Annotated in this window: 9 protein-coding genes; 6 read left to right on the top strand and 3 right to left on the bottom strand. The window is 64.8% G+C overall.

What is annotated here, in order from left to right; all coding sequences use genetic code 11:
- Window positions 1–74: 74 nt before the first annotated feature.
- Both BM397_RS19345 and BM397_RS19340 read right to left on the bottom strand, forming a co-directional pair.
- Window positions 75–1,382 carry an HlyD family type I secretion periplasmic adaptor subunit gene (locus BM397_RS19345; protein WP_092427961.1) on the bottom strand — a complete coding sequence of 436 codons (1,308 nt, stop codon included), beginning with the start codon at window positions 1,380–1,382 and terminating at the stop codon, window positions 75–77.
- Entirely contained in the window at window positions 1,382–3,112 is a 1,731-nt protein-coding gene (locus tag BM397_RS19340) for a type I secretion system permease/ATPase (protein WP_092427963.1), read from the bottom strand. The genes BM397_RS19345 and BM397_RS19340 overlap by 1 nt, the downstream gene beginning before the upstream one ends.
- 139 nt (window positions 3,113–3,251) lie before the next feature.
- Between BM397_RS19340 and BM397_RS19335 the strand changes: the two genes are divergently transcribed.
- The 3 genes from BM397_RS19335 to clpB all read left to right on the top strand — a co-directional run bounded on the left by BM397_RS19335 (window position 3,252) and on the right by clpB (window position 7,909).
- Window positions 3,252–4,058, top strand: a complete 807-nt coding sequence (locus BM397_RS19335; protein ID WP_245696152.1) for an MlaA family lipoprotein — start codon at window positions 3,252–3,254, stop codon at window positions 4,056–4,058.
- Window positions 4,058–4,657, top strand: a complete 600-nt coding sequence (locus tag BM397_RS19330; RefSeq protein WP_092427965.1) for an MlaC/ttg2D family ABC transporter substrate-binding protein — start codon at window positions 4,058–4,060, stop codon at window positions 4,655–4,657. Before BM397_RS19335 ends, BM397_RS19330 begins: the two co-directional genes overlap by 1 nt.
- Window positions 4,658–5,293: 636 nt before the next feature.
- Window positions 5,294–7,909, top strand: a complete 2,616-nt coding sequence (clpB, locus tag BM397_RS19320) for an ATP-dependent chaperone ClpB (protein ID WP_092427969.1) — start codon at window positions 5,294–5,296, stop codon at window positions 7,907–7,909.
- A 169-nt stretch (window positions 7,910–8,078) separates the two neighbouring features.
- Here the strand turns inward: clpB and BM397_RS19315 are convergent, their stop codons facing one another.
- Window positions 8,079–8,564, bottom strand: coding sequence for a fasciclin domain-containing protein (locus BM397_RS19315; RefSeq protein WP_092428010.1), 486 nt, complete (start codon window positions 8,562–8,564; stop codon window positions 8,079–8,081).
- Between the two features lie 361 nt (window positions 8,565–8,925).
- Between BM397_RS19315 and BM397_RS19310 the strand changes: the two genes are divergently transcribed.
- The 3 genes from BM397_RS19310 (at window position 8,926) to msrQ (ending at window position 12,016) form a co-directional block, all read left to right on the top strand.
- The gene (locus BM397_RS19310) at window positions 8,926–10,407 is read left to right on the top strand and encodes an FMN-binding glutamate synthase family protein (RefSeq protein WP_245696153.1); all 1,482 of its coding nucleotides are present in this window, start codon (window positions 8,926–8,928) and stop codon (window positions 10,405–10,407) included.
- A 70-nt stretch (window positions 10,408–10,477) separates the two neighbouring features.
- A complete protein-coding gene (gene msrP, locus BM397_RS19305; protein WP_092427973.1) occupies window positions 10,478–11,392 on the top strand; it encodes a protein-methionine-sulfoxide reductase catalytic subunit MsrP in 915 nt (304 codons plus the stop codon).
- Between the two features lie 3 nt (window positions 11,393–11,395).
- Window positions 11,396–12,016 (top strand): protein-methionine-sulfoxide reductase heme-binding subunit MsrQ, encoded by a 621-nt coding sequence (msrQ, locus tag BM397_RS19300; RefSeq protein WP_092427975.1) that lies wholly within the window; start codon window positions 11,396–11,398, stop codon window positions 12,014–12,016.
- The last annotated feature ends 483 nt before the right edge of the window (window positions 12,017–12,499 follow it).

Here is a 12,499-nt window from a genome sequence, read left to right as displayed (position 1 = left end):
GACCTGGGCGGCGGCAAAGAAAAGGGGCCGCGCCCCTGTAGGACGCGGCCCCCGATCAAAAGTTTGACGCAGGGTTACTCGCGGAACGCCTTGGTGAAGTAGTCGGTGAAGGGTTTCACCAGATAGGCGAGCGGCGTGCGGTCGGCGGTGCGCAGGAAGGCCTCCACCGGCATGCCCGGCACAAGAGTGGACCCCTCGGGCAGACGTTCGATCTGACCCTCGTCGAGCATGATCTCGGCACGGTAGAAGCTGGCTGAGGTGTTCTCATCGGTAAACGCATCGGCCGAGATCTGGGTCACGGTGCCGAAGGTTTCCGGCGTGCGGCGCTGGTCGAGGGCGGAGAAGCGCAGCGTTACCTCCTGACCGACGTGCACCTGGTCGATGTGAATCGTCGGGATCTGCGCGGTGATCACCAGCGGACGATCCTGAGGAATCAGGTAGAGCACCGGATCGGCCGCCCGGATCACCGAGCGCGGGGCAAAGACGGTCAGGCCGTAGACGATGCCGCTGACCGGCGCGGTGATCTCCATTCGCTTGAGCTTCTCAAGCAGGGCCGAGCGTTGCTCTGCCAGCTCGCGCTCACGGTACTGCATGTCGCGCAGCTGCGTGATCGCCTCCTCGCGGCGGCTGGTCGCGAGCTTCAGGATCTCGATGTCGATCTCGGTTGTCCGGCCCTCGGCCTCGGCCTTCTGGGCGGTGAGATCACCGACCTCGCCGGAGAGCCGGGCTTCCTCGCGCTGCAGGGCGAGCACCCGGCTGGCTTGCGCGAGGCCGCGTTCGAGCAGCGATTGCTGGTCGGTGAGTTCCTTCTCGATGAGCGCGAGCTGGCTTTTCAGCGCGGTCTGCTGAGCATCGATTCCCTCGACCTGGTTGACGATCTGGTCGCGGCGCTTGGCCAGTTGATCGCTTTCCTGATGAAGCGAGTCGAGCCGGGCGAAGAACAGGTTGCGCTGACCTTCGATAAGGTCTTCGACCTCGTCGTCGTATTCGGCCACCTTGATCAGGGTCTCGTCGAACGCCAGCTCGTCGGCATTGTCGCGTTCCGCCTGGAGACGGGCGCGGCGGGCGACCAGTTCGAAATACTGCCCCTCGACGATGTTCAGCTCGGACTGCAGCAGCGTCGGGTCGAGTTTGACCAGAACCTGGCCTTCCTCGACGGTGTCGCCCTCGTCGACCAGAATCTCCTGAACCACGCCGCCATCCGGGTGTTGCACGACCTGGCGGTTGCGCTCGACCTGGATCTGGCCACTGGCAACGATGGCGCCGGAGATGTTGGTGGTCGCCGCCCAGGTGCCGAAGCCACCGACCAGGATAAGCAGGGCAACAAGGCCCAGTGTGAGCGGTTTGTTTAGCGGGAAGCGCTTGTCGGTTTCCTGCGACATCAGCGGACACCTCCGGGCCCGGCGTGCCGGGTGATCTGTTCGTGGTTCTTGACCTGCGAGCGCAGCACTTCTTCCTTGGGACCGAAGGCCACGCGGGCGCCATGCTCGAGCATGAGCAGCATGTCGCATTCGCGGATCGCGGCAGGGCGGTGCGCCATGATGATCACCGACTTGCCCTCTTCCTTGAGGCGGCGGATCGCGGCGTTCACCGCCTCGCTGCCTTCGTTGTCGAGGTTGGAGTTCGGCTCGTCGAGCACCAGGATGACGGGATCGCCGTACATGGCGCGGGCAAGGCCGACGCGTTGCATCTGCCCGCCCGAAAGCCGCCCGCCGGTGGCGGTGACGCGGGTGTCGTAGCCCTTGGGCAGCTTGAGGATCATCTCGTGGGCGTCGGCCTTCTTGGCCGCCTCCACGATCTTGTCGGGGTCGGGGTTTTCCGAGAGGCGGGCGATGTTCTCGGCGATCGTGCCGTCGAACAGGCTGACCCGCTGCGGCAGGTACCCGATATGCTTGCCGAGATCCTCGTCGTATTGGTCGAGCGTCGCGCCATCGAGGCGGATGCGCCCGCCGGCGGGGCGCCAGACCCCGGTGATCGCCCGCGCCAGCGTCGACTTGCCGGCCCCCGAGGAGCCGATCACGCCGATCGCGTGGCCGGGTTGCAGATCGAAGGACACCAGGCGCAGCGAGGCCTGCTGTTCCCCCGGCGGCACGACCGTGAGCTGCTGCACTTCGAGCAGGGCGCGCGGCTTGGGCAGGGCGGTCCGGGCCGGTTCGCGGGGCATTTCGCCAAGCAGCTCCGACAGATTCTCCCAGCCCTTGCGGGCGCGGGTCACCAGCGGCCATTGCCCGATGGCAAGCTCGATCGGGGCGAGCGCACGGCCCATCAGGATCGAGCCGGCGATCATCGCACCGGCGGTCAGCTCGTTCTGCAGCACGAGATAGGCCCCGAGGCCCAGCATCGCGGACTGCAGCAGCATGCGGAAGCTCTTGGTCATCGTGGTGAAGGTGCCGACCAGGTCATTGGTCGAGATCTGCCCGCTCAGCGCCTCGGAGCGCGCCTTGTCCCAGCGCGAGAAGGCGGCACCGCGCATGCCCATGGCCTGCACGGTCTCGGCATCGAGGCGGATCTGCTCGGAGGTCTGCTCGGCGATCAGCACGGCACGGTTCGACTTGAGCGTCGGGGTGCGGCTGAGGGTCTGGTTGAGCAGGGTGATCACCACCAGTACCAGGCCGCCACAGATGGCCAGGATGCCGAGCCAGGGGTGGAAGACGAAGATGGCGGCGATGAAGAAGGGCGTCCAGGGGATGTCGAAGAGCGCCATCAGCACTGGCGAGCCGACGAAGCGCTGCACGGCTTCCAGGTCCTTCAGGCCGGTGGCGGCCAGCTCGTCCATCTTGACGGCGGAGCGGCGGATCACCGCGTCGAAGACCCGCATGTCGAGAGCCGCCTGGAAGCGGGCCGCGACGCGGGCCATGACCCGGCCGCGAGCGTAATCGAGCACGCCCATCATGCCGTAAAGGAAGACGACCAGCGCGGTGAGCGCCAGCAGCGTCGCCTCGGACCTCGAGCCGAGCACACGGTCGTAGACCTGCAGCATGTAGAGCGGTCCGGTGAGCATCAGCAAGTTGACAAAGAAACTGAATACGCCGACGAACCAATAGTAGGGTCGGCTTTGCTTGCGGGCAGCTGCAAGTTCGTCTGCCCCGGCGGCTTTAACTCTGTTCTGCATGAGCGCTATTTCGCTCTCCAATTGTGAAGATCTCGTCTGCGGTGCAGACTCGAATTATTTTCATGTCACACTCCGGGCAACCGGTCGTCGCAAGGTGCATGGACACTTGGGCCCTGCGGCGTTTGCAATTAGGTAGATCTTGTACATCAAGATCGGATTTTTCCTAATGACAATTCCCCGATTGTTCATCTGTGTGGCTGTTTTCCGTTCTTTTGCGAGCCTGGTTCTTATCACGGGGCTGGCTGCCTGCGCGACACCCGGACCGGGCGAAATGCGCGACGGCATCTACGATCCGCAAGAACCCGCCAATCGTCGCGTACATGCTTTCAACAAGAGGATTTATTCCCGCCTATCGGGTGGCGATGAGCCCGGATTCATCGAATCTTTGCCGAATCCGGTGAAAAACGGGGTGGTCAATTTCTCCGATACGGTGGCCTTGCCACAGACCGTGGTGAATCAGTTGTTGCAGGGGCGGCTGCTGCGCGCATCGCGCAACACGCTGCGCTTTTCGGTCAACGCGACGCTCGGCCTCGCCGGTCTGATCGATGTGGCCAGCCCGATGGGCCTGCCGCAGGATCGCAGCAATTTCGGCGAAACCCTCTACGTCTGGGGCCTGCCGGAGGGCGGCTACATGGAATTGCCGGTGCTCGGCCCGTCGACCGAGCGCGAGACGGTGGGGATCTTCGTCGACTTCTTCACTGATCCCTTCGCCCATGTTCTGCCCTCGCCGCAGCGCTACGTGCGCTATGGCGCACGGCTCGGGGAACTGGCGATCAAGCGCAGCGACTATGGCGACGCGCTCGACGCGGTGATGCTGGGCAGCGCCGACAGCTATGCGCAGGCGCGGGTGATCTGGCTCGAGAAACGCCGGCACGAGCTTGGTGACGACAGCATTGAAGGTGCGGGGTTCATCGACCCCGAGAGTTTGGACACGGAGGGATTCTGATGGCGCATTTCACCAACAGGCGCGGCTTTCTTGTCGGAGCGCTGGGCGCGGTGGCGCTGGGCACCTTGCCGGGGGTGGCGCTGGCGGCCAGCGCGGCGCAGGCAGAGCGGCTCGTTCAGGGGTTGGTCGGCGACGTCAACGCGGTGATCGCCTCGGGGGCCTCCGAGGCGGCGATGATCGCCGAGTTCGAGCGCATCTTCGCGCGCTACGGCGACATGCCCTATATCGCCGCTTACGTGATGGGCGCGGATGGCCGTCGCGCCAGCGGCCCGCAGAAGAAGGCCTTCACGGCCGCCTTCCAGGGCTATGCCGCGCGCAAGTACGGCAAGCAGTTCCGCAAGTTCATCGGCGGCCAAATCCGGGTGGAGGGCACGCAGAAAGTGAAGAACGCCTACCAAGTTGCCACAACGGCGGACCTGCGCGGGCAGGCGCCTTTCGAGGTGACCTTCTTCGTCGGCGAGAAATCCGGCCGCTTCTACAACATGTACGTAGAGGGCGTGAACATGCTGCTGACCGAGCGGACCGAGATCGGCGCCATGCTCGACCGTCGCCGCGGCGATATCGACGCGATGATTGCCGACCTTCGACGCGCGGGCTGAGTCGCTTAGTCGCCCCCTGGCCCATTGCCGGGTCGGGGGCGCCGTTCAAGGCCGCGCAGCGGCAGGATTTGCGCGAAGGTGAGACGCGCCGCCCCGCTACGGTACTCCGGCATCCGCAAGATTTGCCGGATACCGGAAATCAGGGCGCGGCGCGGTTCTTCTGCCGCGGGGTAGAGAGAGACGCGGATCTGCCCGTTCCGGGCGATCAGCGACACGCTGCGGGGCGGGGGGCCCTCTGCGCAGGGGTCGGCAGCTTCGCGGACCCGATTCGCGGTGCCATGGCCCGGGGGATGATCCCTCGGGAGTCGGTCCATCGGATGGTCTGCTGGGGACTGATCCATCGGCCGGAATCCGTCGAATTCGATGCGCTCGACATGCATGGCTTGCATCCTTCTGCTGCAAGGCGCCTCTTGGGCGCGACGGGACTTCGGACAGGATGCGCCAGAGAGATTAAGCAAGCGTGTCAGGATCCTGCCAAGTGTCTGAAGGGCTGCATCTCTGCGGCAATTTTTCACCGGTAATGTTCTTGAACCGTTCAGGGCCTGCGCCCATCTCTATCCCGAGGCCCGATACCGCCCCGTGCTGCCTGGCAGGCGTGGCAAATCCCAGACGGGCGCTTGTGGAAGGAGAGACGTGATGAACTTGGAGAAGTTCACTGAAAGGTCGCGTGGGTTCATTCAGGCCGCGCAGACCATCGCCATGCGGGAAGGCCATCAGCGGCTGGTTCCCGAACATCTGCTGAAGGCCCTGATGGATGATGACCAGGGGCTGGCCAGCAACCTGATCACCCGGGCTGGCGGTGCGCCGCAGCGGGTGGTGGAAACCCTCGATCAGAAACTCGCGAAACAGCCGAAGGTCTCGGGCGACGCCGGTCAGGTGTATCTCGACTCGGCCACCGGGCGGGTGCTCGACGAGGCCGAGAAGATCGCGAAGAAGGCGGGCGACAGCTTTGTTCCCGTCGAGCGTGTCCTCATGGCCCTCGCCATCGAGCGCAGCGGCGCCAAGGAGGCGCTGGAGGCTGGCGCGGTCACGCCGCAGAAGCTGAACGAGGCGATCAACGACATTCGCAAGGGCCGTACGGCGGACAGCGCCAATGCCGAAGAGGGGTATGACGCCCTCAAGAAGTATGCGCGCGACCTGACCGAGGCCGCCGAACAGGGCAAGATCGACCCGATCATTGGCCGCGACGACGAGATCCGCCGCTCGATGCAGGTGCTTTCGCGCCGCACCAAGAACAACCCGGTGCTGATCGGTGAGCCCGGCGTGGGTAAAACGGCGATTGCCGAAGGTCTTGCGCTGCGCATCGTCAATGGCGACGTGCCCGAAAGCCTGCGCAACAAGCGGCTGATGGCGCTCGACATGGGGGCGCTGATCGCGGGTGCTAAATATCGCGGCGAGTTCGAAGAGCGGCTGAAGGCCATCCTGAAGGAGATCGAGACCGCCGCTGGCGAGATCATCCTCTTCATCGACGAGATGCACACGCTTGTCGGCGCAGGCAAGGCAGACGGGGCGATGGATGCCTCGAACCTGCTGAAACCGGCATTGGCCCGCGGCGAGCTGCACTGCGTCGGTGCCACCACGCTCGACGAGTACCGCAAGCACGTGGAAAAGGACCCGGCCCTCGCACGGCGCTTCCAGCCGGTGATGGTGCAGGAGCCGACGGTTGAGGACACGATCTCGATCCTGCGCGGCATCAAGGAGAAATACGAGCTGCACCACGGCGTGCGGATCTCGGACTCTGCCCTCGTCGCCGCGGCGACGCTCTCGCACCGTTACATCACCGACCGCTTCCTGCCCGACAAGGCGATCGACCTCATGGATGAGGCCGCCTCCCGCCTGCGCATGGAAGTGGACAGCAAGCCCGAAGAGCTCGACCAGATCGACCGCAACATCCTGCAGATGCAGATCGAGGTCGAGGCGCTGAAGCTCGAGGATGACCAGGCGTCCAAGGACCGGCTCGAGAAGCTCGAGAAGGAGTTGGCCGAGCAGGAAGAGCGCTCTGCCGAGATGACCGCCAAATGGCAGGCGGAGCGCGACAAGCTTGCCTCGGCGCGGGACATCAAGGAACAGCTCGACCGGCTGCGCGCCGATCTCGAGATCGCCAAGCGCGAAGGCAACTTCGCCAAGGCCGGTGAGCTGCAATACGGCAAGATCCCCGAACTTGAGCAGCAGCTCGAGCAGGCGGAGAACGCCGAGAGCGACGTCATGGTCGAAGAGGCGGTGCGTCCAGAGCAGATCGCCGAGGTGGTCGAGCGCTGGACGGGCATCCCGACCTCGAAAATGCTCGAAGGCGAGCGCGAGAAGCTGTTGCGCATGGAAGACGGCCTGCACAAGCGGGTCATCGGCCAGAACCAGGCGGTGCGCGCCGTGGCCAACGCGGTTCGGCGGGCGCGTGCGGGTCTCAACGACGAGAACCGTCCGCTGGGCTCGTTCCTGTTCCTCGGGCCGACCGGTGTGGGTAAGACCGAGCTGACCAAGGCGGTGGCCGAGTTCCTCTTCGACGACGACAGCGCGATGGTTCGCATCGACATGTCCGAGTTCATGGAGAAACACGCGGTCGCCCGTCTGATCGGCGCGCCTCCGGGCTACGTCGGCTATGACGAGGGCGGCGTGCTGACCGAGGCCGTTCGGCGGCGCCCCTATCAGGTGGTGCTGTTCGACGAGGTCGAGAAGGCGCACCCGGATGTGTTCAACGTGCTGCTGCAGGTGCTCGACGACGGCGTGCTGACCGATGGTCAGGGCCGCACCGTGGACTTCAAGCAGACGCTGATCGTGCTGACCTCGAACCTTGGGTCGCAGGCGCTGAGCCAGTTGCCCGAGGGGGCCGACAGCGCCGCCGCCAAGCGCGACGTGATGGATGCGGTTCGGGCGCACTTCCGCCCCGAGTTCCTCAACCGTCTCGACGAGACGATCATCTTCGATCGGCTCAAGCGCGAGGACATGGACGGCATCGTCGAGATCCAGCTCTCGCGGCTGCTCAAGCGTCTGGCGAACCGCAAGGTCACGCTCACGCTCGATGCGGACGCCAAGAAGTGGCTGGCCGAGGAAGGCTATGATCCGGTCTTCGGGGCGCGTCCGCTGAAGCGGGTGATCCAGCGCGCGTTGCAGGATCCGCTGGCCGAGATGATCCTCGGCGGCGACATCCACGACGGCGACACGGTGCCCGTGAGTGCCGGGACCGAGGGGCTGATCATCGGCGACCGGATCGGCGCCAGCAACCGGCCCCGCCCGGACGACGCCGTGGTGCACTGAACGGGACTCTATATATAAAGTGACCGAAGGCCCGCCGTTCCGGCGGGCCTTCTCCGTTTCTGGCTGGCAAGCAGACCTGAGGGGATGTGAGGGGGCGCGACGCTGGCTGCCGCGCCCCCTCGCTGATGCCACCGGCGCCGGCGGGGATATGCCGGCGCTGCAAGGGGGATTACTGCGGCATCAGAACGCCATCGATGACGTGGATCACGCCGTTGGAGGCTTCGATATCGGGCTGGGTCACGTTGACACCGCCCACGGTCACCCCGCCCTCGGTCATGATCTCGAGGCTCTCGCCCTGAACCGTCTCGGCCATCATGCCGTTCGTCAGGTCGGAGGACATCACCTTGCCCGGCACCACGTGGTAGGTGAGGATCGAGGTCAGCTGGTCCTTGTTCTCGGGCAACAGCAGCGTGTCGACGGTTCCCTCGGGCAGCGCGCCGAAGGCGTCGTCGGTGGGAGCGAAGACGGTGAATGGGCCCTCGCCGGTCAGCGTGTCGACCAGTCCTGCGGCCTCGGCCGCGGCGAGCAGGGTCGAGAAGCTGCCGGCCTCCTGCGCGGTCTCCACGATGTTCTTCTCCATATGATGGTCGGCCAGAGCCGGGCTGGCGATAAGGGCTGCGGCGGTGCTCAGGGCGATGGACGTCATGCGGATCATTTCGAAGTGCTCCTTCATCAGGTGAATGTAGAAGGGGATACGGGGGCGTTTCGGCCACGGATCAGGCTGAAATACCCGTGAGCAGAGCTTGCCCGACGCGAAAGCGGAGCTAACGGGAGAGCGCAGATTGTTCGGATTTGCGCGATATGATCGTGGTCGCGTGAGATCATGTTAGGGCTTCGTGAACGATCCAGCGGTGCGATGTCGGCGATCTCTGTGCAGCTATGGCGCTAACATTCGTCCAGTTCGGAAAAGCCGGTCGTTCCTGCCTTGTCGTCCCTGCCGGGCGTTGTAACCATGCCGCCGAACCCGCTTCGACAATCACGTTCTAAAGACATCCGAGGAAATTATGGGCGCGGCAATGTACCTTCTGCAGATCCTGGCACTGGTCTTTCTGGTGGCCATCGGCTTTGCAGTGCTGGCAGTGGTACTTCTGTATCTGATCGACACCACGCAGACCGGCGACGCGATCCGCCGCAACTACCCTGTGATCGGCCGCTTCCGCGGCTGGTTCTCCAAGCTTGGCGAATTCTTCCGCCAGTACTTCTTCGCCATGGACCGCGAGGAAATGCCCTTCAACCGTGCGCAGCGCGACTGGGTCTACCATGCCACCAAGGGCAAGGATAACACCGTCGCCTTCGGCTCGACCCGCAACCTCAACATCCCCGGCACGCCGATCTTCGTGAACGCGGTCTTCCCGCCGCTCGACGACCAGTTCTCGGTGACCGAGCCGATGGTGATCGGCCCGATGGCCAAGGTCCCCTATGTGGCGCGCTCGATTTTCAACATCTCGGGCATGAGCTACGGCGCAATCTCGCGGCCGGCGGTCGAGGCGCTGAGCCGCGGTGCCGCCGAGGCCGGGGTCTGGCTGAACACCGGCGAGGGCGGGCTCGCGCCCTTCCACGAACTCGGGGCCTGCGATTTGGTTTACCAGATCGGCACCGCCAAGTTCGGCATCCGCGACGAGCACGGCAATATCGACGACGAGAAGCTCGCCGCCGTGGGCGCACGCCCGCAGGTGAAGATGTTCGAGCTGAAGCTGGCTCAGGGCGCCAAGCCCGGCAAGGGCGGCATCCTTCCCGGCGAGAAGGTCAACGCCGAGATCGCGGCCATCCGTGGTCTCAAGGTTGGCCAGCCCGGCATCTCGCCGAACCGCCACCGCGAGATCGACACCTTCGAGGACCTGCTCGACATGATCGTGCATATCCGCAAGGTCTCGGGCAAGCCGGTGGGCTTCAAGACGGTGATCGGCTCCTCGGACGAGTGGGAACGCATGTTCCAGCTGATCGTCGAGCGCGGCCCCGAGAGCGCCCCGGACTTCATCACCATCGACGGCGGCGAGGGCGGCACCGGGGCCGCGCCCATGCCGCTGATCGATCTTGTCGGCATGCCGATCCGCGAGGCGCTGCCGCGCATCGTCGATCTGCGGGACCGCTATGGCCTCAAGGAACGCATCCGTATCGTCGCCGCTGGCAAGCTGGTGAACCCGGCGGATGTGGCCTGGGCGATCTGCCTCGGCGCGGACTTCGTCACCTCGGCACGCGGCTTCATGTTCTCCATGGGCTGCATCCAGGCGCTGAAATGCAATCGCAACACCTGCCCGACCGGCATCACCACCCACGACCCGCGCCTGCAGAAGGGGCTCGTGGTCGAGGACAAGTACAAGAAGGTCGCCAATTACGCCAAGGCGGTGATCAAGGAGGTCGAGACCATCGCCCATTCGGTCGGCGTGTCGGAGCCGCGGCAGATGCGCCGGCGGCACGTGCGCATCGTGCAGGCCGACGGCAGTTCGATCCCCTTCTCCAAGCTGCGCCCAAGTTACAGAGGGGACACCGCAACGTGAGATCGCTTGGTTTGGCGGATCGGCGGATTGCCGCTACCCTTCCTGAAACCCGCGTGAAGGAGGACGATCCATGGCGTTTCGCTGGAAAGGCGATCTCAAGGACCACCACGTTACCGATGAGACGCTCTGGCTGAACCGCCGGCAGATCATCGGTGGCGCGGCAGGTCTCGGCCTCGGGGCCGGGCTGGCGGGGCTCGCTGGCCCGGCCCGCGCCGCCGAGGGGCTTGAGCCGAACAGCTGGGAAGAGATCACCAGCTACAACAACTACTACGAGTTCGGCACCGACAAGGACGACCCCAAGGCTTATGCCGGTGCGCTGACCACCAATCCCTGGACGGTGACCATCGATGGCATGGTCGATCGCCCGGGCGACTACGCGCTCGAGGACATCCTCTCGCAGATGACCATCGAGGAGCGCATCTACCGTTTCCGCTGCGTCGAAGCCTGGTCGATGGTCGTGCCGTGGAACGGCTTCGAGCTGGCCGACCTGCTGAACATGGCGGGGGTGCAGTCCGGGGCGAAATATGTCGCCTTCGAAACCCTGCTGCGCCCCGAGGAAATGCGCGGCGTCGCCTACCCGGTGCTCGACTGGCCCTACGTCGAGGGACTGAGGCTCGATGAGGCGATGAACCCACTGACGCTGCTTGCCACTGGCATCTATGGCAAGGAGATCCCGAACCAGAACGGAGCGCCGCTGCGGCTGGTGGTGCCGTGGAAGTACGGCTTCAAGTCGATCAAGTCGATCGTCCGGGTGACGCTGACCGACAGCGAGCCGCCGACCTCCTGGAACAAGGCCAATGCCCGCGAATACGGCTTCTATTCCAACGTGAACCCGCAGGTGAACCATCCGCGCTGGTCGCAGGCCACCGAACGGCCCATCGGCGGCGGCTTCTTCGCCAAGCGCCAGCCGACGCTGATGTTCAACGGCTACGAGGACGAGGTCGCCGCCATGTATGACGGCATGGACCTGTCGAAGAACTTCTGAGCCATGGTGGATTGGATCAACCGTGCCAGCCGGCACATTCCGCCCTGGCTCCTCTATATTGTGGCGCCGCTGCCGGTGGCCTGGTTCCTCTATTTGGGGTTCACCGGTGGTCTCGGAGTCGAGCCGATCCGCGCGCTCGAGCACAAGCTGGGCGAGTTGGGGCTGCAGGTCCTGCTCGCCGTGCTGGCGATCACCCCGTTGCGCCGCTACGCCGGACTGAACCTGCTGCGCTTTCGCCGGGCCCTGGGGCTGATCTGTTTCTTCTACATTGCGCTGCATCTTCTGGTCTGGCTGGTGCTCGACGTGCAGATCCCCGCGCAGATTTGGGCCGACATCGTGAAGCGCCCCTATATCACCGTCGGGATGCTCGCCTTCGCCCTGATGGTCCCGCTGGCCGTCACCTCGAACAACCTCTCGGTCCGCAAACTCGGCAAGCGTTGGCGCAAGCTGCACTGGCTGACCTATCCGGCCGTGCTGCTCGGTGCTCTGCACTTCGTGCTGCTTGCCAAGGGATTCCAGATCGAGCCGCTGCTCTATCTCGGCGCTGCCGTCCTGCTGCTGGCGCTCCGTGTAAAAAAGCGCAGCCCCAGGTCGCTCGCCACCCCGGGCGGGGCGAGGGGGTAGCGCACGATCTGAAATAGGACAGCAAAAGGCGGTCGCGGCAGCGGCCGCCTTTTTCGTGCTGCATGTCCTGTGCATCGATTGTGCATGGGGTCTGCCACTCCGGGGCAGGGCGAGTCTTCCGTGACTCATGCTGACTCGGTCCTGACTCGGGGCCGGGTGTGGATAGGCTTGTTGATAACTCTGTGCGTGCCGCAAGATGTGGGTTTCGGGGCGTCTGGCGGACGCGGGGGAAGGCGCGCGGGGCGGCGGGGATGCGCAGAAAATTGCAGGTGTAAGTCCTTGTTTATAGGGTGGTTTGCGAGTTTTTTCGAAAAACCTTCGCACATCCTGGAAAATCCGCTTGCAGCCCCCCGGCGCTGACCGTAAAAGCCCCTTCACCGGCGGCGCTGAGGCGCACAACGGGACGCCAGACGGGGCGGCGGCGGAGACGCCAGCGCAGACGAGGCGGTAAGAAATTCGAGAGACGGGCAGGCGGGCGCGCCG

The sequence above is a fragment of the Alloyangia pacifica genome, assembly GCF_900116195.1.
GTDB lineage: Bacteria > Pseudomonadota > Alphaproteobacteria > Rhodobacterales > Rhodobacteraceae > Salipiger > Salipiger pacificus.
The sequence above is the reverse complement of the archived record's forward strand: the minus strand, read 5'-3'. Positions and strand labels throughout refer to the sequence as shown.